This window comes from Rhizobium sp. P38BS-XIX (assembly GCF_012641435.1).
In the GTDB taxonomy this organism is placed as follows: Bacteria; Pseudomonadota; Alphaproteobacteria; order Rhizobiales; family Rhizobiaceae; genus Rhizobium.
Genome location: NZ_JABAIJ010000003.1, coordinates 447,510 through 469,509 on the forward strand (window position 1 = coordinate 447,510; position 22,000 = coordinate 469,509).

General features: G+C 58.2%; 19 protein-coding genes and 1 riboswitch. Of the genes, 13 read left to right on the forward strand and 6 right to left on the reverse strand.

All coding sequences use genetic code 11. The features are described from left to right. Positions 1-186 precede the first annotated feature (186 nt). On the forward strand, positions 187-1,059 hold the full coding sequence (locus tag HGP17_RS14115; RefSeq protein WP_168809907.1) for an undecaprenyl-diphosphate phosphatase: 873 nt from the start codon (positions 187-189) through the stop codon (positions 1,057-1,059). A gap of 61 nt (positions 1,060-1,120) precedes the next feature. On the opposite strand, the gene HGP17_RS14120 is transcribed toward HGP17_RS14115, so the two are convergent. From HGP17_RS14120 to thiM, 4 genes are read right to left on the reverse strand one after another with little or no spacing between them, the layout of a single operon-like run. Beyond that, positions 1,121-1,885, reverse strand: a complete 765-nt coding sequence (locus HGP17_RS14120) for a 3-oxoacyl-ACP reductase (RefSeq protein ID WP_168809909.1) — start codon at positions 1,883-1,885, stop codon at positions 1,121-1,123. Continuing rightward, the gene (thiD, locus tag HGP17_RS14125; protein WP_168809912.1) at positions 1,882-2,703 is read right to left on the reverse strand and encodes a bifunctional hydroxymethylpyrimidine kinase/phosphomethylpyrimidine kinase; all 822 of its coding nucleotides are present in this window, start codon (positions 2,701-2,703) and stop codon (positions 1,882-1,884) included. Before thiD ends, HGP17_RS14120 begins: the two co-directional genes overlap by 4 nt. Further along, on the reverse strand, positions 2,700-3,335 hold the full coding sequence (gene thiE / locus HGP17_RS14130) for a thiamine phosphate synthase (protein WP_168809914.1): 636 nt from the start codon (positions 3,333-3,335) through the stop codon (positions 2,700-2,702). Before thiE ends, thiD begins: the two co-directional genes overlap by 4 nt. Further along, a complete protein-coding gene (gene thiM, locus HGP17_RS14135) occupies positions 3,332-4,135 on the reverse strand; it encodes a hydroxyethylthiazole kinase (RefSeq protein WP_168809916.1) in 804 nt (267 codons plus the stop codon). The genes thiE and thiM overlap by 4 nt, the downstream gene beginning before the upstream one ends. 46 nt (positions 4,136-4,181) lie before the next feature. Continuing rightward, positions 4,182-4,278, reverse strand: a riboswitch (TPP riboswitch). Between the two features lie 232 nt (positions 4,279-4,510). On the opposite strand from thiM, the gene HGP17_RS14140 reads away from it, so the two are divergent. From HGP17_RS14140 to HGP17_RS14150, 3 genes are all read left to right on the forward strand, one after another. Continuing rightward, the gene (locus HGP17_RS14140) at positions 4,511-4,657 is read left to right on the forward strand and encodes a DUF1127 domain-containing protein (protein ID WP_168809918.1); all 147 of its coding nucleotides are present in this window, start codon (positions 4,511-4,513) and stop codon (positions 4,655-4,657) included. A 498-nt stretch (positions 4,658-5,155) separates the two neighbouring features. Further along, on the forward strand, positions 5,156-6,031 hold the full coding sequence (gene yghU, locus HGP17_RS14145) for a glutathione-dependent disulfide-bond oxidoreductase (RefSeq protein ID WP_168809920.1): 876 nt from the start codon (positions 5,156-5,158) through the stop codon (positions 6,029-6,031). Positions 6,032-6,241: 210 nt separating this feature from the next. Further along, complete coding sequence (locus tag HGP17_RS14150) at positions 6,242-7,834, forward strand: hypothetical protein (protein WP_168809922.1); 1,593 nt, start codon at positions 6,242-6,244, stop codon at positions 7,832-7,834. 16 nt (positions 7,835-7,850) lie between these two features. Here HGP17_RS14150 and HGP17_RS14155 read toward each other — a convergent pair whose 3' ends face one another. Together HGP17_RS14155 and HGP17_RS14160 are read right to left on the reverse strand one after the other, a co-directional pair. Next, positions 7,851-9,227, reverse strand: a complete 1,377-nt coding sequence (locus tag HGP17_RS14155) for a sigma-54 dependent transcriptional regulator (protein WP_168809923.1) — start codon at positions 9,225-9,227, stop codon at positions 7,851-7,853. Further along, complete coding sequence (locus HGP17_RS14160; RefSeq protein ID WP_168809925.1) at positions 9,224-11,101, reverse strand: sensor histidine kinase; 1,878 nt, start codon at positions 11,099-11,101, stop codon at positions 9,224-9,226. Before HGP17_RS14160 ends, HGP17_RS14155 begins: the two co-directional genes overlap by 4 nt. 220 nt (positions 11,102-11,321) lie before the next feature. Between HGP17_RS14160 and HGP17_RS14165 the strand changes: the two genes are divergently transcribed. The 9 genes from HGP17_RS14165 (at position 11,322) to HGP17_RS14205 (ending at position 21,985) form a co-directional block, all read left to right on the forward strand. Then, positions 11,322-12,650, forward strand: a complete 1,329-nt coding sequence (locus HGP17_RS14165; protein WP_168809927.1) for a dicarboxylate/amino acid:cation symporter — start codon at positions 11,322-11,324, stop codon at positions 12,648-12,650. Between the two features lie 299 nt (positions 12,651-12,949). Beyond that, a complete protein-coding gene (locus tag HGP17_RS14170; protein WP_168809929.1) occupies positions 12,950-13,480 on the forward strand; it encodes an NUDIX hydrolase in 531 nt (176 codons plus the stop codon). Between the two features lie 247 nt (positions 13,481-13,727). Continuing rightward, on the forward strand, positions 13,728-13,973 hold the full coding sequence (locus HGP17_RS14175) for a helix-turn-helix transcriptional regulator (protein WP_168809931.1): 246 nt from the start codon (positions 13,728-13,730) through the stop codon (positions 13,971-13,973). A gap of 442 nt (positions 13,974-14,415) precedes the next feature. Next, the gene (locus tag HGP17_RS14180; RefSeq protein WP_246704083.1) at positions 14,416-14,913 is read left to right on the forward strand and encodes a DUF982 domain-containing protein; all 498 of its coding nucleotides are present in this window, start codon (positions 14,416-14,418) and stop codon (positions 14,911-14,913) included. 865 nt (positions 14,914-15,778) lie between these two features. Continuing rightward, complete coding sequence (locus HGP17_RS14185; RefSeq protein ID WP_168809933.1) at positions 15,779-16,474, forward strand: outer membrane protein; 696 nt, start codon at positions 15,779-15,781, stop codon at positions 16,472-16,474. A gap of 48 nt (positions 16,475-16,522) precedes the next feature. Then, positions 16,523-17,713 (forward strand): Hint domain-containing protein, encoded by a 1,191-nt coding sequence (locus HGP17_RS14190; RefSeq protein WP_168809935.1) that lies wholly within the window; start codon positions 16,523-16,525, stop codon positions 17,711-17,713. Positions 17,714-17,869: 156 nt separating this feature from the next. Next, entirely contained in the window at positions 17,870-20,188 is a 2,319-nt protein-coding gene (locus tag HGP17_RS14195) for a glycosyltransferase (RefSeq protein ID WP_168809937.1), read from the forward strand. After that, positions 20,166-21,143, forward strand: a complete 978-nt coding sequence (locus HGP17_RS14200) for a hypothetical protein (protein WP_168809939.1) — start codon at positions 20,166-20,168, stop codon at positions 21,141-21,143. The genes HGP17_RS14195 and HGP17_RS14200 overlap by 23 nt, the downstream gene beginning before the upstream one ends. A gap of 71 nt (positions 21,144-21,214) precedes the next feature. Continuing rightward, positions 21,215-21,985 carry a tetratricopeptide repeat protein gene (locus HGP17_RS14205; protein WP_348648933.1) on the forward strand — a complete coding sequence of 257 codons (771 nt, stop codon included), beginning with the start codon at positions 21,215-21,217 and terminating at the stop codon, positions 21,983-21,985. Positions 21,986-22,000 lie beyond the last annotated feature (15 nt).

The following is a 22,000-nucleotide window of genomic DNA, read 5'->3' on the forward strand; positions in this document are numbered from 1 at the left end:
GCAAAAATAGGGTTGCTCATTTCAGATAGAGTTCAGCCTGCCCGACTATGGTCGCGCCGATTCTGAATGCGGGATCGGCAAGGCCCGGTTGGGCTGCGTCGATGTCGTGCCGGAAACTGTTTCGCAGCAAAGTTCATCGCACCGCTCCGGTGCAAAGCCCCCCTTAAGAACTGAGGATATCGAAACGTGGCTGATGTTTGTACGCAGGGCATAGACACGGGTTTTGTCGCCCTGGGCTATACCAAGATTGCTATATTGGGTGTCGTGCAGGGTTTGACCGAACTCCTGCCGGTCTCGTCGACCGCCCATATGCGCCTCGTGCCCGCCTTGCTGGGCTGGCAGGATCCCGGCTCCGCATTTTCCGCTGCCATGCAGCTTGCGGCTCTTGCGGCGATCGTGTCCTATTTCTGGAGCGATGTCCGCTACGTCACCTTCGGGTCGCTTGACGCGATCAAGCAAAGGAACTGGTGCTCGCCAGCCATGCGGCTTGCAATCGCCATCGTCATCGCAACGGTTCCGATCGTGATCGCCGGTCTTTTGCTTTCGTCTTCGCTGAACGCCTGCGGCACCTCGTTTCGCAGCCTTTGGGTCATCGGCATTGCCTGCCTTGTCATGGGCTTGCTTCTGGCGGTCGCCGAACTTTACAGCCGCCACAAGAAGAATATCGAACAAATGACGCTGATCGATGCGCTCTTCGTTGGCATCACCCAGGTCGGTGCGCTGGTTCCCGGTGTTTCGCGCTCCGGCTCGACCCTGACAGGCGCACTCTTTCTCGGTCTGAAACGCGATGAAGCGGCAAGGTTTTCCTTCCTGCTCGGACTGCCGGCCATCGCGCTCGCCGGCTTGAAGGAACTCTTCGAGCTCTACAAGGCTCATATCCCGATGGAGGCCTGGTCCGTCCTGATCGTTGGCCTGATCGTGGGAAGCATCTCGTCCTTTGTCACCATCTGGGGTCTGATGCGTTTCCTGGAGCGGTTTTCGACCTGGCCGTTCGTCATCTATCGTATCGTCCTGGGAGCGGTCATCCTCTTCGGCGTCCTGACCATGGGATGGGCCTGAGGGCTCGCCCAAGTCTCAATAGAGAGGCGGCGATCGGTCGCCGCCTCCTTCAGAGAATACCTCAACCGAAGACCAGGCCGCCATCGACGATCAGGTTTTGTCCGGTAACGGCGCGCGCCCAAGGGCTTGCGAAAAAGAGAATGGCGTCCGCCGCTTCCTCCGGCGTGGTCACGCGGCGAAGAGGCGTATTGGCGGCAATGATGTCGAAGACCGCCTGTGGCGTTGCATTGCTCGCATCCGTCGTGCGTAACAGCCCGCCCGAAATCATGTTGACGGTAATGCCGAGCGGCCCAAGCTCGGCAGCTGCCGTGCGAGTGAGGGACAGCAGTGCTGCCTTTGCCGCCGTATAATCATGATAAGGCACAACGGGGTTTTGGAAGAGGTTCGTACCGATCGTGACGATCCTGCCGAAGCCCGCTGCAGCCATGCCAGGCCTTGCCGCCTGGATGAGGTTGAGCGCTCCCTGCAACGATGTCTCCAGCTGAGCCGACATTTCAGTCCAACTCAGGGCATCCAGCTTCGAACGCGCGTCACCGTTAAAGCTGAAATCGGCCAATGCGTTATGAATGACCGTGGTCGGCGCCCCGAAATGCGCCGTCACGTCTTCGACGAGCCTCTTTGTATCGCCAGGATTGCGTATGTCAGCCTGGAAGGCCTTCGTGCGGTCGCCAAGGTCTGCCGCAAGCGCCTCAGCCTGCTCCCGGCTCGCTCTGTAGTTAAGCGCGACCCTTGCACCCTCGCGGGCAAAGGCCGTCGCTATCGCGGCGCCAAGACCGCGGCCGGCGCCGGATACGATGACGATCTGGTCCTTGATTGGCAGGCTCATGCGTTCACTCCTTCTCTATCTGCCCATAAGGCATGGAAATGCTGGACAGGTCCGTGGCCGCTGCCGACTGAAAGTTCGCCCGCGGCTGCGACCGACTGAGCGAGGTAGCGCTTGGCGGCGGCGATGGCTTCCGTCAGCGGCAATCCCTTGGCGATCTCTGCTGCAATCGCGCTTGAAAGCGTGCAGCCGGTGCCGTGTGTATTCTTTGTCGGCAGGCGCGCGGCTTCGAACCATGTAACGGTGCCTGAGGTGGCCAGCACGTCGGGACTTTCATGACCGTCGAGATGGCCTCCCTTGACGAGAACGGCTGCCGGACCGAGTGTCGTCAAGGCGAGTGCCTGACGTGCCATGTCGTCACGGCTCCTGGCTTCCGGCTCGTGCAGCAACGCTCCCGCTTCCGGTAGGTTCGGCGTCACGACGGTTGCCAGCGGCAGCAGTCGCCTCGCCAGAACGTCAACCGCGTCGGCGGCGAGAAGAGCCGCACCGCCTTTGGCGATCATCACAGGATCGAGGACGACGGGGACATCGCGGTGTCGCGCGAGGATATCGGCAACCGCGCTGGCGATAGGGGCATTGGCGATCATACCGATCTTGACGGCATCGACGCGTATGTCGGCAAAAATCGCCTCGATCTGATCAGCGACGAATTGCGGCGGGACAGGATGAACGCCAGAGACGCCCTGCGTATTCTGGGCGGTCAGGGCGGTCAAAGCTGCCATTCCATAGACGCCAAGCGCTGAAAAGGTTTTGATATCTGCCTGGATGCCGGCGCCGCCGGAGGGATCGGAACCGGCGATGGACAGGACGTTGCGGATCATTTGCGGACCTCCTTGATGGCATCGGCGATAAGGGCCGTCGCTGCGGCGGGATCGGGTGTGCCGCAGATGGCCGAGACGACCGCAATTCCGTCCGCGCCCGCTTTGAAGACGTCAGCGGCGTGCTCCGCCTTGAGGCCGCCGATGGCGACGGTTGGAACCGGGCAAAGCCGGATGATGCCGGCAAGACCGTCAAAGCCGATCGGCTGTTTGTGATCGGGCTTGGTGGGTGTGGCGAAAACGGGCCCGACGCCCGCGTAGTCGACGATACCGGCATCGATTGCCGAAGCCAGCGCCTCCGTTTCCACGGAAAGACCGAGGATCATATCGGGGCCGATCATTCTCCGAGCCTCATGGATGTCGCGATCGTCCTGACCGATGTGCAGGCCGTCGGCGCCAATGGCGATGGCCGCCTCGACATCGTCGTTGACAATGAGAAGAGCCCCGGTCCCGTACAATGCTTCCTTGAGGGCGAAACCGGTCTCGATCAGCGCTGACGTCGAAGCGTGTTTGTCGCGCAGCTGAACGATGGTGGCGCCGCCGGCGACTGCCGCGCGCGCCGTCTCGACCATGCCGATCTGAGCGCAGAGGACGGGATCGAGAACCAGATAAAGCGAAAGGTCGAAGTTTTTCATGCGGGCATGATCCTGGCTTTGGCGGCAAGTGTTGTCGGGTCGAGAGCCTGCAGCGCATCAAGAAAGCGCCAGGAGAACGAGCCGGGACCATCGGCGCTTGCGCCGGCCTGTTCTCCGGCAACGGCAAAGACGGCGAGGGCTGCGACCGTCGCATCGAAAGGATTGTCCGGAGCGGTAGCCGCGAAGGCGCCGACAAGGCAGGTCAGGGAGCAGCCGAGGGCCGTTACCTGCGGCATGAACGGCGAGCCGCCTTCGATGCGTTGCGCCTTAAGTCCATCCGTCACGAAATCGACGGCGCCGGTCACGGCAACCACGCAGCCATGTCGTTTGGCCAGCTGCCTTGCCGCATCCTCGGCCAATTCGACGGGATCGCGGCTGTCCACGCCCTGGCCGCGGCTTGCGCCGCCGGCAAGCGCGATGATTTCCGAGGCGTTACCGCGAATGATCGTCGGTCTCAGCTCCAGCAGGTCCGCTACGGCATTCCGACGGAATGCGGTGGCATAGTGGGCGACGGGATCGAGCACCCAGGGCTTGCCAGCCTTGTTTGCCGAGCCCGCAGCCGCGAGCATGCCTTTGAGCCATCCGGCGGAGAGTGTGCCGATATTGATGGTGACAGCGCCGGAGATGCCGGCGAATTCGCCGGCTTCCTCCTCGGCATGCACCATGGCCGGCGAGGCGCCGGCGGCGAGCATGACATTCGCCGCAATATTCATGGCCACGAAATTGGTGATGCATTGCACCAGTGGCGGATTGGAACGCATTGCACCGAGAAGAATGGCTGGGTTCGTTTCGTCTTGCATATCGCCCTTTCAGGCGGACGAGACGCGAGGGGTTGCATACGAGATTGCCAAGCCCCGAGCGACTCCCTCCGCCAGCATGATCTGGTTCAGGTTCAAAGGGTACTTCTCAGCCCGCTTCGCAGCGGACGCCCCTGTCTCTCATCTCTTCTTTTCGCAGATAGGGATCATGCTGTCACCAGCAAAATCTGAAAGGGCTTCGTATCCTGTGGCATTCGCGCATCAATGCCTCGAATAACCCATGCGCCAAGCGCATGGGTGCAGTGAAGGCTTGGCTATGCAAAATGCAGGGGGATTCGACTATATATTCCTCATCGAAGCGCAGGGAGCGCCAAGCACGGCAGCTCAGCTTCGAAAGCCCAAGGAAAGGGGATCATCATGAACGTAGCACGCTCTTTTAATAACTGGCGCAAGTATCGTCAGACGGTCGCCGAACTGGGCCGTATGTCCACGCGAGAACTGCACGATCTGGGTATCGATCGCGGCGAAATCCGCACTGTCGCCCGCGCAGCCGTCGCTCGCTAACGGCCGAAACGGCACCTTACAAACTGCTTGATGCCAAGCGCCTGCCTCTTCCCGAGCAGGCGCTTTTGTTTTGCCTGGAGGGCATGATCGTTCGATGCGATTTGCCGAAAAAATGCTCTTAGCGGGACTGAAGCTTTTCGCATAACGCATAACTGCTCTGCAAAGAAATGCCTATTCGCTGAGCAAAAGTCTGGTATCTTCAAATCCATCGAAGCGATGCACCTCCTCCCGCATCCCTTCGCTTTGCAGACGATCCTCTCCTCCTCCCAAGATCGTCTGCTGGAACAGTGGCACTCCTCCTCCCGTCCGCTGTTCGGTTCTTGAAGAAAGCCTGCCGCACCTCCTCCCGCGGCAGGCTTTTTTGTTTCCGGGAGTATTCGACCGAAAACCGCTGACTGGCCCTCTCGTAAAATTGGGTCCGCGCCACTATGTGCGACGAGCCTAGCGCGCTACATCGAAGATCACCCCCAATCTGATTCACCGAAAAGGAGGATGCCCATGACCGGTTCTGCCGAATATACGCCGCCGAAGATCTGGACTTGGAACAAGGCGAATGGTGGCCAGTTCGCCAATATCAATCGTCCGATCGCCGGACCGACGCATGAGAAAGAACTGCCCGTCGGTCGTCATCCTCTTCAGCTTTATTCGCTTGGAACGCCGAATGGTGTGAAAGTGACCATCATGCTCGAGGAGCTGCTGGCTCTCGGCCATACTGGCGCGGAATATGATGCCTGGCTGATCAAGATCGGCGATGGCGACCAGTTCGGCAGCGGCTTCGTCGAGGTCAATCCGAATTCGAAGATCCCGGCCTTGCTCGACCGCAGCGGTCCGAAGCCCGTGCGCGTCTTCGAATCGGCCTCGATCCTGATGTATCTTGCCGAGAAGTTCGGTGCCTTCCTGCCGACCGAGCAGCCGGCCCGCGCCGAGTGCCTCTCCTGGCTGTTCTGGCAGATGGGCAGCGCGCCTTATCTGGGCGGCGGTTTCGGCCATTTCTATGCCTATGCGCCGACGAAGATCGAATATGCGATCGATCGTTTTGCCATGGAAGTGAAGCGCGAACTTGATGTGCTCGATCGCCGTTTGGCCGAAAGCGAGTATATCGCCGGCAGCGAGTACACCATCGCCGACATGGCCATCTGGCCCTGGTACGGCGGTCTTGCCAAGGGCTGGCAATATGGCGCCGGCGAATTTCTACAGGTGCAGGACTACAAGAACGTACAGCGCTGGGCTGACCAGATCTTCGCGCGTCCGACCGTCAAGCGCGGGCGGATGGTCAATCGCATGTCCGGCGATCCGTCGGAACAACTGCGCGAGCGTCACGATGCCAGTGACTTCGAAACGAAGACGCAGGACAAGATCGAGGCCGCCGGCTGATCTTATCGCTTGATCGATGAATATCGACTCGCGGTTCTTGTGACCGCGAGTTTTTATTGCCGCCGGCTTCGACCGCGTCGCGCACTGCATCTCCTCCAAGTCAGCCTCGCTCCATCTTGTTTGGCCTATGGTCAACTGCCGGCCTGTATCGTCGGTTCATAGATGCGCCGCATGGCGTTTTCGATCAGGATTGAAGAGGAACGCTTCCCGATGCAGCACATTGCTGACGATACTGCCCTGAAGAAGACTGCAGCCGCCGGTGCTGTGTCGCGGGAGGTGACGGAAGCTCTTCTTAAAGCGCTGATTTCGGGTGGTGACGAGCGCCTGGATTGCGATGACGTGACCGGCCTCAATATGTATGGCTATGGTCCGACACCTCGGCCGCTTGACCTCGCTTTCGGCTCCTCTACGGCATCGACCATTTCCGCTGCCGCTTTCGCTGCGGTTCGCTCCTACTATGCGGATCTGCTTGCGGAGATGGATGCGATCTCGCCGGTTGAAATTTACGAGCGCGAAATCGGGCGTGTCCGCTCCGATCTGCTGCGTCTGCTCGGCCTTGAAGATACTGCGGACCAACAACGCGTCGACGCCATATTGGCGACTTCCGGAACCGACATCCATCTTTTCGCTGCGGCACTGATGGCGCGCGAAGATGACCGGCCGCTGATGACCATCACGCTGATGGGCAATGAGACAGGCAGTGGCGTGATGATGGCGGCGTCCGGACGGCATTTCATGGGACGCGTCAGCAGCGAGCAGGCCGTTGCCAAGGGTGAGGAACTGAGATCAGGCGACGCGACGCGGAACGCCACCATCGCCGTGCGGAATAAGGATGGCTCCCTGCGCAGCGATCAGGATGTCGAGGAAGAACTGCGTGGGTTGATCGAGCTTGGCCGTGCCGCCGGCCTTCGGTGCCTGCTTGTCGTGACGGATGTGTCCAAGACCAGTCTGCTGGCGCCCAGCCTGGAAACGGCCCTGCGTTTGAAGGAGCGCTTCGGCTCGACGCTCGATATCATGATCGATGCCTGCCAATTCCGGTTGGCCGCAGCAACGATCCGCGCTTATATCTCAAACGGCTTCATGGTGGCGGTCACCGGATCGAAATTCCTGGCCGGGCCTATTTTCAGCGGCGCGCTTCTATGCCCCCCTGCCATGGCCAACCGTTTTCGCGCTCGCGCGGTGCCGCCGGCGCTCGCCGATTATTGCGGTCGGGCCGAATGGCCGGAAGGCTGGCTGGCGCGCGAGGCGTTACCCGCTCGCGACAATTTCGGTCTCTTGCTGCGTTGGAAGGCGGCTCTCTTTGAGCTTGAACGCTTTGCCGCCATACCCGAAGAAAAGGTGAATGCGGTGTTCTCCGCCTTCGCCGAGGCGATGACCGCCAGGCTCTCGAATGATCCTGGCTTTCGTCTGCTGGAAAGCCGCCCGCTCGATCGGCAGAGGCTACAAAAAGCATCACCTTCCGTCTGTTGGGATGAGATCCCCTCGATCTTCTCGTTCTATCTGCGCGATCTCAACGACAGCCGTTTGCTGACGGCGACGGAAATGGCGACCGTTTACAAGCAATTGGCAATGGCCGGCGACGAAGAAGCCGTGCGTATCGGTCAACCCGTTCGTTGTGCCGATTTCGGCGACATGCCGGCGGCGGCGCTGAGAATATGTCTGAGCGCACCGCTCGTCGTTGCGGCCTGTGAAAGTTCCGATGGACTGTCTGGTCTGATCGAGCAGGCAATGGTCGTGCTTGATCGAACAGCTGACATGGCTGCCCGGCTATCTGCGCGGACGGCAATGCGCGCAAGCGCTTAGGCGCCGTCGTCTGACGTCAGGAGCTCTTGCGATCGTCGCCGTCAAAACCGGCGAATTCGCCTCGGACGATGCCGTGCCGCTGAAGCTTGTCGTAAAACGTCTTTCTTGGAATGCCGAGAGCTTCGATCGTGCGCCGGACATCGCCGTTATTTTGCGACAGGGTTTTCCGAATGACGTCTGCCTCGTAGCGCTCGACCCGGACGGGTAGGGGAAGACTGGCGTCCGATGAAGGTGCATCCGCAGTTTGCGGCATTGCCGCGCTCTCAAGTCCAAGAACGAAGCGCTCGGCGAAATGCGAGAGTTCCCGAACGTTGCCCGGCCAGTCGTGCTGCTGCAGGTGACGGCGGGCTGCGGTGGATATATCGGGAACATCGCGTTTGAAACGGCTCGCGGCTCGCTCGGCGAAATAGCCGAAGAGCAGGGGGATATCGTCACGGCGCTCGCGCAATGGCGGGATCGATAATGTTACGACATTGAGGCGATAGTAGAGATCCTCGCGAAAGTCCTTCCGTTGTGCGGGGTTGCCGAGATCGACCTTGGCGGCCGCAACCACCCGCAGATCGACGGGGCGGATCTCATTCGTGCCGAGCGGCGTCACCTCCCGCATTTCAAGAACACGCAGCATCTGCACCTGAATGGCCGGCGGCATGCTTTCGATCTCGTCGAGAAACAAGGTGCCTGCACTTGCATGCTCGATGCGCCCCACGCGCTTTTTCTGAGCGCCGGTAAAGGCACCGGGCTCATGGCCGAATAGTTCGCTCTCGATCACGGTCTCCGGCAGCGCCCCGCAATTGAGCGCAACGAAATTGCCTTTCGCTCGGCGGCTCCAGCGATGCAGGAGACTGGCGACGACTTCCTTGCCGCTTCCCGTTTCGCCGGTAACGAGCACATCGACGTCGGTGTCGGCAATCTGGCGCAATGTGTGCCGCAGGCGCTCGATGGCCGGCGTCTGACCGATGAGCGGCAGATCGCCTTGTGCCTGCTCGGCAGACAGGCGAAGCGAACGGTTTTCAAGAACAAGCCGCCGCTTCTCGGCGCCACGCCGCACGCTTTGCACAAGCCTGTCGGTCGCAAAGGGTTTGGCAATGAAATCATAGGCGCCGTCCTGAATGGCCTGGACCGCCATCGGAATATCGCCGTGACCGGTGACCAGAATGACAGGGAGATCGGCATCGAGCGCCTTGATATGGGCAAAAAGCTGTTGGCCGTCCATCTGCGGCATGCGGATGTCGGAGACGATGACCCCCGCAAAGCTGGGAGTGAGCGCGGCGAGCGCTTCGCCCGCGGCGGAAAAGGCAGAGACGGCAAAGCCCGCGAGTTCTAGCGTTTGCTTCGTTGCTTTCAGCAGATCCTTGTCATCGTCGATGAGAAAGACGGGGGAGCTATCACTCATGGTTTGGCCTTGCGCAAGTAAACGGTGAAGCGGGTGCCGAGACCGCTGCTTTCAACTTCGATACGCCCGCCATAATCGACGACGATGTCCTTGGAAATGACCAGGCCAAGGCCCAACCCCTTTTCCTTGGAGGTGTTGAAGGGGGTGAAGAGCGAATCGAGGATTGCGGACGGAATGCCGGGGCCGTTATCCGATACGATGATTTCGACCTCTTCGGACGTGTCCTGAACGGACACCTCGACCTTGGCCCGCTCGCGTCCCTCCAGAGCCTCCAGCGCGTTCTGGAACAGGTTGATCAGAACTTGCTCAAGCCGAATTCTGGTACCGACAACCATGAGCCCCACCGGCGGCAATTCGATCTTCAGAGCGTCAAGATGACCGGCAAAGCGGCTTCGCAGCAGCACCACGGCGCCCTCGATAGCGCTCCTCAGATCCACCGGTTCGGGCGCCGTACGGCCTTTGCGGCCGAAAGCCTTGAGCTCCTCGGTGATCGTGCCGATGCGCTCCGTCAACGCCGCGATGGCCGAGAGATTCTCCTTGACCGGATCGGTCTGCCGTCTCTCCAGAAAGATATGGGCGTTTTCCGCATAAGCTCGGATGGTTGCAACAGGCTGGTTGATTTCGTGAGCGACACCGGCCGCGACCTGGCCGAGAATGGCAAGACGGTTGGCCTGCACCAGATCCTGTTGCACGCCCTGAAGTTTAGCCTCAGTCGCTCGATGGTCGGTGATCTCGGCCTGGAGACGGTCGCGCGCCTGGCTAAGATCCTCCGTGCGTTCGAGAACCCGTCGCTCCAACTCCTCACGCGCAAGCCTGTTGACGGCGATCTGCATCAGTGAGACATCGCGGCGGCGCAACAAGAGTGCGGCGAACGCCAGGATGGGCAGGAGCGCGGTCAAGGTCACGAACCGTGTTTCACGCACCGAGGATGCGATAGCCTGATCTGTCGGAACCAGATAACCAAGCTGCCACGGCGTGGAAGGGATCGGCGTCGTCAGCCTCAGATATTCCGCTGAGCTGTTTCCGGGCAGGATTGCCCGCAAGATCGTCGCATCCGCTCCGACTGGCTCCGGGCGGCTGAACGGCAGCGGTGAGAGCGGCGCGACGCCGAACTGAAGGCTTTTGCGGATGGTGACGGCCTGATCTCGCGAGAGAGGCGCGGTGGTCATGAAGCGCCATGACGGCAGGCTGGTAATGAGAATGACGCCACGCTCGTCGGCGACGTAGGCGGGGCGCCCGGTCTCGCTCCAGTCGGACTCCAGCTGATCGAATTCCATCTTGACCACCACGACACCTAACGCGGAATTGGCGTCGCCGACGCGGCGGGAAATATAGAGGCCCGGCCGATTGCTGACCGTGCCCAGCGCATAGTGTTCCGCTGTGCCTGTCTCCATCGCCTTGCTGAAATAATCGCGAAACGAATAGTCATTGCCAACGAAACTCAAGGGTTCGCGCCAGTTACTTGACGCCAGGGCAACGCCGTCCTTGCCGGTCACGTAGAGAACCGAGGCGCTGGTGCCGGAGACGAGGCTTTCCAGCTTGCGGTCGAGAGCGACGACGGCATCCGGGTTGCGGCTCGAAAGCGCGTCACGAACCTGCTGGTCGTCCGCTAGCAGCAGTGGCAGGGCGCGCGGTCTCTCAAGAACCGCCCTCAGCAATGCGACCTTGAGGTTTGCATCCGTATGCCCCTGTCGCTGCAGGGTCTCGATGGCGGCAATTCGCCCATAAAGGCTGGCGCCATAGAGATCGGCCGAAATCACGGCCGCGCACACGAAAGCGAATATCATCCACACCCGGCGGGAACGCCGGCTGAGTTGCTCGGGCGTCAGAAATCGTTCGGTCGTTGGGCGCTGCAGCATTGACGTATTGTGCATGATTTCGCGCGCACCGCAATTGGATCTGTGTGGATTACCGCACAAATAGGGCGCTTCATGACTTCTGCACAGAATTTAAATGAAGAAAAATCAAATAGTTAATTGCCCCTGAGCAATCTGGCACACCCGTTGCAGTTGAAATCACAACAGTCGGAGGCTGTTTGAATTTTAGTCGTCGCCCGGAGGGCCGAGAGATCGGTTGGGCTTAACGGAGGACAATATGATTGCTCCCATCACTGCCGCTGAAACGCGCGGCAAAGTTCCCTTTTACCGGCACCTTTACGTGCAGGTCCTGACAGCCATTGCCGCCGGCATTCTGCTTGGTCATTTCTATCCGCAGATCGGCACGTCGCTGCAGCCACTCGGCGATGCCTTCATCAAGCTCGTGCGAATGGTCATTGCGCCGGTCATCTTCCTGACAGTCGCCACCGGCATCGCCGGCATGGCCGATCTCAAGAAGTTCGGGCGCGTCGTCGGGAAATCGTTCATCTATTTCCTGGTGTTCTCGACACTGGCCCTGATCGTTGGTCTGATCGTGTCGAACGTCGTGCAGCCAGGCGCCGGAATGCACATCAATCCGGCAACGCTGGATACGAAGGCGGTCAACAATTACGCCGCACAGGCACATGACGCGTCCGTCGTCGGCTTTCTGATGAATATCATCCCGGATACGATCGTCGGCGCTTTTGCCAAGGGCGATATTCTCCAGGTGCTGTTCTTCTCGGTGGTTTTCGGTATTGCGCTGGGTGCTGCCGGTGAGCGCGGGCGACCTGTCCTCGACTTCCTGCAGGCATTGACGACACCGATCTTCCGCATGGTTGCCTTGCTCATGAAGTTTGCGCCCATCGGTGCCTTCGGTGCCATGGCGTTCACCATCGGCAAATATGGTATCGGTACGATCGCCAATCTTGCGCTGCTGATCGGCACGTTCTATGCGACGTCGCTGATATTCGTGCTTGTCGTGCTTGGCGCCGTTGCACGCTACAACGGCTTCTCGATCCTTGCGCTGATCCGCTACATCAAGGAAGAGCTGCTGCTCGTGCTTGGCACGTCATCGTCGGAAGCTGCATTGCCCGGCCTGATGAACAAGATGGAGCGCGCCGGCTGCAAGCGCTCGGTCGTTGGTCTCGTCATCCCGACGGGCTATTCCTTCAACCTCGACGGCACCAACATCTACATGACGCTGGCGGCACTCTTCATCGCGCAGGCAACCGACACGCCACTGTCGCTTGCCGACCAGATCTTGTTGCTGCTCGTGGCCATGCTCAGCTCCAAGGGCGCGGCAGGCATTACCGGTGCCGGCTTCATCACCCTTGCCGCGACGCTTGCTGTGGTCCCCTCGGTTCCGATCGCCGGCATGGCATTGATCCTCGGGATCGACCGCTTCATGTCTGAATGCCGTGCGCTGACGAACTTTGTCGGGAACGCTGTTGCCACTGTCGTTGTCGCTCGCTGGGAAAATGAACTCGACCAGACGAAGTTTGCCGCTGCCATGGCGGGGCAATTAAGCGAAGATATAGAAGTGCCGGCATTGCAACCGGCCGAATAAGCCTAGCCAATCATCCTCCCAACGCAAACGGCCCCCTCGGGGGCCGTTTTCAGTTTGCGCACCTGGCAGGTAAAACTTTCGTGTAGCGCCGGACGAGATCGTCGCGCCCTCTGCCATCAACAGCCAGCTTCATAAAAGTGTCACCACAACGGCTCACAGCATTCGCGTGAGAATTGCGAGTTCGACAAAGCCATGTGCAGGACAGGAGGCCGATGTGTCGCAGATCAGATTTGTGAGCGCACGGAAACCCGCCATTGCGAGACTCAGTGTCGAGCGACGTAATCGCGGGTAGCCGATAAATGACGTCTTCAGTATCAGCGCATCACAAAGCTTTGAGGCGTTCGGAGAGCTTTCTCTCCGAGCTTGCTCACGCTGATGCGCTGTTTCAGGGGCGTGTTTACGAGCAATATGCCGCCATCTGCTACAGGTGGGCGCCAGATCGCGGTCCCTCCGAGGTTTTGATCGTCACGAGCCGTGAGACTGGGCGCTGGATCGTGCCCAAGGGCTGGCCGATCAAGGGCAAGAAGCCGCATGAGGTTGCCGCCATCGAGGCCTTTGAGGAGGCTGGAGCGCGTGGCAAGGTGAAAAAGAAGCCCTTTGGCTATTTCACCTATCTGAAGCAACTGGCGGACGGCAGCCGTGTACCATGTGTCGTTGAGCTGCATCTGCTCGAAGTCGAGCAGATGGTGCAGGATTTTCCCGAGCGCGGCCAACGTAGCAGCGAATGGGTTTCATTCGTCGAGGCCGCAAGCCGCGTGCGCGAGCCGGAGCTCAAGGGACTTCTTCTCGCCGCCGAGCGAAAGCTGAGGAAAGCGCGAGACAAGAAGTAGCGAACGCAGCAACGAACAACAGTCTGCTCGCTGAGATAGTAAATTCTCCCCAGAGCTATTCGAAATCCGCGATGCAGCCCCGAGCCAGGAGATTGGCTGCTATGCGCTTCCATGCTTGCCTACGCCGCATTGATGCCTATATTGACCCAGCATTCGGCCGCAATTGCTCGGGTCGACTGCACCATGGCTGCAATAGCTGCCTTCACCCGGCACTTATTTGCCGGCGGACTTTGGAAGGAGAAATTTCATGTCCATTACTCAGAATAATATCGATAGTGCAAACGCTTCCACCGTTCCCCATGGCGAAATTGCAGCTGCCGTACGGCAGGCGCGTGAAGCCATTGGTTATACCGTCGCTGATCTCTCTGAAACCTGTGGTCTCACGGTCGAAGAAATTGATGAAATCGAGGCTGGCGGCGAGGCTGATCCGGCAAAGCTGCGGCGTATTGCTGCTGCGTTGCAGGTCCCGCCTTCGACTTTTTTCGTAGTTTAACGTCTATTTTTTAAACAAGGAGCGCATCCTGCGAAGGGTGCGCTCCTCTATTTATACTGGCGCTATTTCCACGGATATTTTGATGGGGACTCGGCCGCCTGGTGATAGCGGCGGCCGCGAGAGGCGCCTCGTCATTCCTGACGTGACATGTTCGCTCTCATTGCACGCCGGCGAATACGTTCATGCGTGGCCCCCCAACTCAAACGTTCCTGCGACCTTCGGATTGGTATTTGGCCTGATTATACATTGAGTATAGACCAAAAATGATCCAATATCCGCGTATAAGCGCTGTCTGTTGACGAGATACTAGTCAAGTCAGGCTAAAAGCTTTAATGTGAATCAGTAATTTCCTTGATTAAGAATATTTCTGTCGGCGCAACATATCGCGCTGTCCGGGTCCGCTCGAAGGACTATTCTGGGCAGGCGTTGGGAAATTTGAAGCATGCGGCGCAATAGCAAGGTCGTCGGGGTCGATGCCGCCAATGGCGAGCAAATCACCAGCTTTGTACCAACCGAAAGTCCTCAGGCTCCACCAGAGGTTGAAGACGCTATGATCGTTTCGCCAGAGCGATACCGCGCCCCACGCGATATGACGCTTTTGGCCGATGTTGTCATGAGGCGCAGATCCGCGGTTGAGCAGGACGCGATCGATCGAGGCTACACCACGTCTCCCAGCCACGACTGCAGCGCTTCTGAAGACGCGTCAGCGTTCACGCCGGTCGCCATAAAACTCGGCGGTCGAGACAAGGTCCATATGGTGGCTTCGATTGAGGGTGCCATCGAATGCCTGACCACTCTATGGCCTGTCGCACATGGCGCGGCCTTCGAAGGGGCGCTTCAAGCCTGTATCGATGAGATCAAGGGTAGGGCCTCGCCCATGCAGGTACGGCTGGCTCTGGTCCGCGCGGCCGATGTCGCTGGCATCCTCGTATCCGCGTGACATCATCTCCAGGTCGCCAGCAAACTCTGGCCGTTTTCCCATAATTTATTTGTTTCAATGCTTTACGGGTGGCGCCGGTTGAAGCGTGTCAGGCGTTTTGGGGGAATGAACAAGGAGGTCCGTTCGCTGCCCAAAGGCAAGACGTCCGGACCTCCCGACCATCGCAAATTGGCGGTTGCGATAGTCCAAGAGATGTGGCCCGGTAGGGTATCATCGTCCATGCGAGAAGCGACAATGCAGGACATATCGCGCCACCTATCGAAAAGGCGCGACAAGAGTAAATGATGAATTAACCTAAGGTTGCGTTTGTGCCATATCGTTGCAACGGCAATGCATCGCATGGTTGCTCGTTTGACTACGGTGAGGAGAGGCGGGAATCTTGTGCGGGGAATTAGGAGGCTCGACGTCCTACTATGGTCCGCCTCGTCGAGCCTCCCGCTGCAGCAATTGAGGTCTGCAGCAATCGCAAGAGCCTGCTGCCTTGAGGCAGGTGCGTCTATTTGAAAAGCGACATGATGCATCGAATTCCGTCAATATTCGGGTCGCCGGATGGCTTGATCGTATTCATCAAACAGCAGCTGTTCCGTACAGAATCGGTCACGTTTTAACGCGTCGGTTCCGGTGGCCTTCATGTTAATAACGCGACGGAAAGTTGTAATTCCAGTCTATCATCGCTGCGACTGTATGGCTCAAGTATTATGGCAATACATATTGCGACAAATTCATACAAAAAAAGCATACAATCCAATAATATTTATTAGATAATCCGTATTTACAGCGATAAACACGCCTATATTATGGCTTCGACGTGAGCTTTCGCAAGTTACATGTTGAATCATGCGAATTCCTTGAGGAGAATTTTCGAATGCGTAAGATTTTGGGATCTACCGCCTTTCTTCTGGCAACGATTGCAGCGAGTGCTGGTTATGCGGCTGACCTCTCTGTCGAGACGCCGCCACAGGCGCCGGTGGAAGCAGCGCCAGTATTTACGTGGACGGGCTTCTACGTTGGTGCGAATGCCGGCTACGGCTTTGGCGGTAATGACAAAGTTGGCTTCCATTCTTTCGGCAGCTACCTGGGCAACTTTGGCAAGCTTGAAGGATCGGGTTTCGTCGGCGGCGGTCAGATTGGCTATAACTACCAGTTCGATCCGAATTGGGTGGTCGGTCTGGAAGCCGATTTCCAGGGCGCCGGCGTTAGCGATTCGTTCAGGACGGCGACTTCAAGCGCTTCGTCGCGCGTCGATTGGTATGGCACCCTTCGTCCTCGTATTGGTTACGCATTTGATACGACGATGATCTACGCCACCGGCGGTCTTGCCTACGGTCATATCAAATACAAGGGATCGGTCGCCGGCGTCGGTAGCTTTGACGACGATAAGACCAGAGCCGGATGGACTGTCGGTGCCGGTATCGAACATGCATTTACCGATCATGTGACGGCCAAACTCGAATATCAATACGTCGACTTCGGAAGCAGCAACATGGGTGGTGACGTACTGAACACCAAAGCAAGTCCCGACTTCCACGCAATTCGTGTGGGCCTGAACTACAAATTCTGAAAATTGCCTTGAAAGACAACGTGTTAATCTAATGGAGAGGATAATAACATGGCTTTGATCGGCATTAATCTAGTTAACAACGGTACGACGACCATAAATAGCAGTAACGCCGGGACGGCTTCGGACACGATCCAGCTCAATCTCGTCGGCAACGGCACGGTTATCGTTGACGGCGTCAACGTCAATATCAGCAATCTCGTTGGTACCGGTGCTCTTTCGAACACGACTATTCAGGCCGTCAACGGTGCGAATGTGACGATTAATGCAGGTCTTGCAAACATTGGCGCGGGTTCGACCTATGTCTATCAGATTGGTGCAGGCTCAAGCATCACCGTCGATTCAAACTTGCTGAATGTCGGCTTGTTGAATGGGGTTACCGTCGACTTTGCCAGCGCCAATGGTAGCGGCTTGTTCGCCTATAATCCGGGAGGTGTTAATCTCAATCTGTCCACGCCTCCGAACGTCATCAACGTCCAGAGCGGCGACAGAATTGAAGTCGCTGGCTCCAACGTTATATCGCAGACCGGTAACACGGTGACATTCTTTGGCGGTCTTCTCAATGCAGTGCCGCTTGGTTCTTACACCATTCCGCCCGGTGTAACTTATACCTATGATGCCAACACTGATACGCTAACGTTCACGAGTTGCTTCCTTCGCGGCACGCTCATCAGAACGCCGGAAGGTGAGTTGCCGATTGAGGATCTTCGTGTAGGAGACGTCGTCGTCACTCATAATGGTATCGCGGAAATAAAATGGATTGGTCGCCGACGGATCGATCCGAAAGCGATCGACAAGCCGCGTGACACTCTTCCCGTTCGTATTCAAACCGGCGCATTGGCCGAAAACGTTCCCGCTCGTGATCTTTATGTTTCCCCCGATCATTGCATGCTTTTGGAGGAGTCGCTGATCCCGGCCAAGTTCCTGATCAATGGAACTACGGTCACGCAGGAAACAACCCTGGTGCCGTTCGAGTATTTCCATATCGAACTCGAGCAGCACTCCATCGTGCTTGCGGAAGGGGCGCAGACGGAGACCTATCTCGATCTCGGCGGCCGTCTGTCCTTCCTTGAGCCGGGCGTGTTGCGGTTCGGCGATTTTGCCGGTGGGGCGACACGCACCTGGAACGATTGGTGCTATCCTCCGGTCTATGCAGGCAAGATTCTCGAGCAGGCCCGCGAGACTCTCGAAGCGCGCGCGGAAGAACTGGGCTATGCCGTCCGGAACGCACAGGCCTCCTGATACCCTCTAGCGAACTTAGTTGCGGGCGGTCATGACTGCCCGCAACCTGCCTAGGCACTATGGCCAGGGCGATCAACCTGTCTGCGCTCATTCGCATTCACGGATATCCCCAGGCCATAGACCGTCCGGTTTGTTTTCAGCGCTTGGGAGTAATGAATGCGTTATGACGAAAGCGTTTCGCCTTATTCGCTTGATGCTGCACGTATCGACGAACGATCTCTGATCGAAAAATTCGCTGGCAAAACGGTTTTCTTCGACGGGGTCTTCAAGGGCGACTACAGCCTTGCGATCGTCAATCGCCACCTTGCGCAAGCGCTTATCGACCTTGGCGTCAATCTGGTTTGCCATACTGGCGAAGACGACTGGCATACCGACCCCAATTTGACGGCTGCGACCGATATCGTCCGTCGCATGCGTGACGACTATCCGGCCGGTGAAACCTTCGATATCCACCTGCGCAACACTTGGCCTCCGGCCACGCATAATATGCGTGGGCGATTGAATGCCTATGTGGCGTTTGCCTGGGAGGAAATGGAATTCCCGCAATACCTGGTCGATCGCTTCAATCGTGATCTTGACCTCGTCACAGTAATTTCAAACTTCGTTCACGACAGCTTTGAACGCTCCGGCATCACAATTCCCGTGGAGGTGACTGGCAACGGTTGCGATCATCTATCGACCGTATCCGACGATGCGCCAAACCCGCTGTCTGAAAATGGCCGCCGACGCATTGTCCATGTCTCCTCGTGCTTTGCCCGAAAGGGGATCGACGTTCTGGTCGAGTCTTTCCTGCGCAGTTTCCGCGCAAGCGACCCTGTCGAACTCGTGATCAAGACCTTCCCCAATCCGAACAACATCCTGGAGGCGGTGCTAGCAGAGAAGCGAGACCGTCTCATTGATGCTCCACCGATAACGGTCATCGAGCAGCACTACACGCCCGCTCAGCTCCGCGCGCTCTATCGCTCCGCTGCCATGCTGGTGGCGCCGAGCAGAGGCGAGGGGTTTGGCTTGCCGCTTGCGGAAGCCATGCTTCTCGATGTGCCTGTCGTGACAACGAATTACAGCGGGCAACTCGATTTCTGCCGACCCGAAACGGCGTGGCTTGTCGACTATCATATGTCGACCTCGCAGGCACATGTGGCCGGATCCCATAGTCTCTGGGCAGAGCCGTCGATTGAGCATCTCGGTGCACAGATGCGCGCGGTTCTCGATCGCACTGACGAGGCTCGGAATAAAACCGAGAGGGCCAAGGCGTTGTTGAAGGCTCATTTCAGCTGGCGGTCCGTTGCCATCCGCACCTTGGCGGCTCTTGCCAAGCCGATGCGATCCTCCGCCCAGCCCCGGCGGGATTGGACGATCGATCTGATCTCGTCCTGGCAGCAGCAATGCGGCATCGCCACCTACTCGCAACATCTTTACGGCACGCCTGCCTTTGCGGACAGGATAGATCATATATTCGCGCGGCGGATCATGGATGACGCGCTGCCGGACGTGACATCCGGGGTCGGCGAAGCGCCGCCGCGCAGCATGTCGAGACTCTGGGGATATGATCTTGCTTCGCTGAAACGATTTGCGGGCCGGCTGGAGCAGGGGCGGGCAGATGTTCTGTGGATGCAGCACCATCCGGGATTCTTCTCGACACCGGATATGGAACTGCTGATGGAGCCGCTTGCATCCACCGCTCATCGTCTGCGTGCGTTGACTATGCACAGTGTTAAGGAAGCATTGCGAGGCGGCACATTGAACTGGACGCATGCCTTCGATGTGGTCTTCGTTCATTCTGCGGAAGATGCGGCGGCACTTTCGGCTGCCGGGCACCCCAACCCTGTTGTCATTCCTCATGGAGTGCTGTCCGAGCCGACGGATACGGCCGGACCGGACGCCGAACATTTCACCATTGGTTCCTTCGGGTTCCTGATGCCGCACAAGAACATCGATCGTTTGGTTCTGGCCTTTGCCGAGGCCGTCAAATACGATCCGCGACTGCGGCTGAAGCTCTTCAATTGCGTCGTGCCCAATGATGAGTCCCGTGCGACACGCGCCATGGTCGAAAATCTCATCGACTATCTCGGTCTATCGGACAAGGTCACGACGCGTTTCGATTTCGTGCCAGAGGGTGAACTCAGGCGCGAACTCATGACATGCGATGTGCTGTCGTTCCTATATAGAAATTCCACAGAAACGGCCACAGGCGCTGCGCGGATCGCCATGAGCGTCAACCGCCCGCTGCTGTGTTCTCGCTCGCCGGTGCTCCGGGATCTCTGGCCCTTCAGCCATGTCGTCAAAAGCACCGAGATCGACTGCATCGCCGAGGCCCTGTTGAGCCTCGCACAGAATCCCGACCTTCTGAAGATGATGGATCGGGACAGAGGCCGTGCTGCAGATTGGTACTCCTATCCGCGCGTTGCCGCGAGACACGTCACTGCGATTGAAAAGATGTTAGGGGGCAAAATTGACCATCGCCGAGTTGCATAGGCACCCACTCAACACTCCTCCGAAAGATGTATTCTCCCTGCCGGCTGAATCCTTCATCGATGCCTGGGCAAAGGCACTCGATCTGACAGAAAGCGATCTCAGTTCGGACGATCGTCTTTCGCTTGCGAATGCCATTCGAGGCGGAACCAACAGGCTGCGCGTCATCGATGCCTTGAAGGCGCGTCGTCCTGTTCCGTCACCGCTCGATGGTCTTCCCGGGGTGCAAGCGCTTCGCCGCGAGCCCGATCAGTTCGCCATGGTGGAGAATTTCGTTCGCTTCTCACCTGAAGACGACGCCGCGTTTCTGCGCTTTGCCTTTTCGCGTATTTGCGGGCGCGATCCGACATCGGCGGAACGCTTGGAGCTTGAGTTCGATCTCAGGCGTGGTGTTCTTACTCGCGCCGCCATCGTAAAACGGATCGTTGCTATCGCGCGGCGAGATGGCCAGACGGCCTATTGGGATACGCTGCTGCCGGACGACGAAAACGAGCCTTCGGAGAGCGCCGATGTCTCGAACGCCAGCATCACGCCCTCCGGATTGCTGGTCAATACAGCCGGGCAGGCGGTAGTCGTTTTCGTGCGCGAGGTCGAGAATGTCGGTTGGATGATCGGTCCCGACCTTATGCGGCAGTCGCTGCAGATTCACGAGGGCAATTGGAGCGTTCAGCCTGGTTGGCTGCTGACAGGCCCGAAGCGCAGTTTTGCCGATGGTGACTGGCTGCTGGATATCGATCTCATCCAGCCGCCGACCGCGAAGCTCGATGTCGAGATTGTTGCGAACTCAGGGCTGGATTTCCTGCAGTCGATCACTTTGGTCGGTTCGTTTTCCGGAACCTTGTGCGTGGCCATCAAGCGAGAACATCGTTTTCTCGAGTTGCGCGTCCGTATCCATGAGCGCAGCCCCGAAGATTCCTGGCTGCGTCCCCGCAATATCTCGATGCGGCTGGTATCATGATCAGAGAGTTCAGACTTGCGTCGACTTTTCTGCGAGTTGGGCATCCCGCAAATAGTGCGAAAGATGCGCCCGTGCCGATCAATGTGCTCGCCGAGGCGGATGCCGCGCGCAATCGCCGGGATTGGCCGAGCGCCGCCTATTATTATGCTCAGGCGGTCGAGCAGCAGCCCGGCCGCATCGGCCTGTACGTGCAGCTTGGTCATGCCTACAAAGAGAGCGGAGATTTTGAGGCTGCTCTCGAAGCCTATCGGCGTTTTCTTGAAGAAGAGCCCGATGATCCCGATATCCATTTGCAGCTGGGACATCTCTATAATCGTATGCACGATCTGGAGACGGCCCTTCAATGGTACGACCGTGCGCATGAACTTTCGCCGAATGACACCGAAATAGCGCAGCATTCCGAGAAGGCACGCCAGCGGGTGTCGCGTGTCGATGTGGAGAACAAGCGCCAGAGGGCCATGGAGCTTGTCCAATCCAGGCGCTGGCAGCCGGCACGCGAGCAACTGAGAGACCTCGTTGTCAATGATGGCGAAGAGGATCTGATTGCCGTTTATGCCAACGTGACCAAGGAAGCTGGAGATTTCGACGAGGCCCTGCGGCTTTATGATATCTATCGCGATTACGCGAAAAATCACGATGCTGCATCGATGATCGATGTCGAAATCCAGACCGCGCATCTCTACAAGGCCATGCGTGATATTCGTTCGGCTTTACATCACTATATCCGGGCGCGGGATGTGGAGTTCGATCTATACGGCCATATCACGCCGGATTCGATTTCCGGCCAGGAAATTCGATCCTGCATGGGACAAATATATACCTGTTTCTGGCGTCCGGATTGATCCCAGCCTCCGATT

What these genes read in the sequence shown, in the direction of transcription:
- HGP17_RS14120 (WP_168809909.1), bottom strand. Translation starts at nt 1,885, where the DNA reads ATGAGCCTGCCAATCAAGGACCAGATCGTCATCGTATCCGGCGCCGGC.
- thiD (WP_168809912.1), bottom strand. Translation starts at nt 2,703, where the DNA reads ATGATCCGCAACGTCCTGTCCATCGCCGGTTCCGATCCCTCCGGCGGC.
- thiE (WP_168809914.1), bottom strand. Translation starts at nt 3,335, where the DNA reads ATGAAAAACTTCGACCTTTCGCTTTATCTGGTTCTCGATCCCGTCCTC.
- thiM (WP_168809916.1), bottom strand. Translation starts at nt 4,135, where the DNA reads ATGCAAGACGAAACGAACCCAGCCATTCTTCTCGGTGCAATGCGTTCC.
- HGP17_RS14140 (WP_168809918.1), top strand. Translation starts at nt 4,511, where the DNA reads ATGAACGTAGCACGCTCTTTTAATAACTGGCGCAAGTATCGTCAGACG.
- yghU (WP_168809920.1), top strand. Translation starts at nt 5,156, where the DNA reads ATGACCGGTTCTGCCGAATATACGCCGCCGAAGATCTGGACTTGGAAC.
- HGP17_RS14150 (WP_168809922.1), top strand. Translation starts at nt 6,242, where the DNA reads ATGCAGCACATTGCTGACGATACTGCCCTGAAGAAGACTGCAGCCGCC.
- HGP17_RS14155 (WP_168809923.1), bottom strand. Translation starts at nt 9,227, where the DNA reads ATGAGTGATAGCTCCCCCGTCTTTCTCATCGACGATGACAAGGATCTG.
- HGP17_RS14160 (WP_168809925.1), bottom strand. Translation starts at nt 11,101, where the DNA reads ATGCACAATACGTCAATGCTGCAGCGCCCAACGACCGAACGATTTCTG.
- HGP17_RS14165 (WP_168809927.1), top strand. Translation starts at nt 11,322, where the DNA reads ATGATTGCTCCCATCACTGCCGCTGAAACGCGCGGCAAAGTTCCCTTT.
- HGP17_RS14170 (WP_168809929.1), top strand. Translation starts at nt 12,950, where the DNA reads ATGACGTCTTCAGTATCAGCGCATCACAAAGCTTTGAGGCGTTCGGAG.
- HGP17_RS14175 (WP_168809931.1), top strand. Translation starts at nt 13,728, where the DNA reads ATGTCCATTACTCAGAATAATATCGATAGTGCAAACGCTTCCACCGTT.
- HGP17_RS14180 (WP_246704083.1), top strand. Translation starts at nt 14,416, where the DNA reads ATGCGGCGCAATAGCAAGGTCGTCGGGGTCGATGCCGCCAATGGCGAG.
- HGP17_RS14185 (WP_168809933.1), top strand. Translation starts at nt 15,779, where the DNA reads ATGCGTAAGATTTTGGGATCTACCGCCTTTCTTCTGGCAACGATTGCA.
- HGP17_RS14190 (WP_168809935.1), top strand. Translation starts at nt 16,523, where the DNA reads ATGGCTTTGATCGGCATTAATCTAGTTAACAACGGTACGACGACCATA.
- HGP17_RS14195 (WP_168809937.1), top strand. Translation starts at nt 17,870, where the DNA reads ATGCGTTATGACGAAAGCGTTTCGCCTTATTCGCTTGATGCTGCACGT.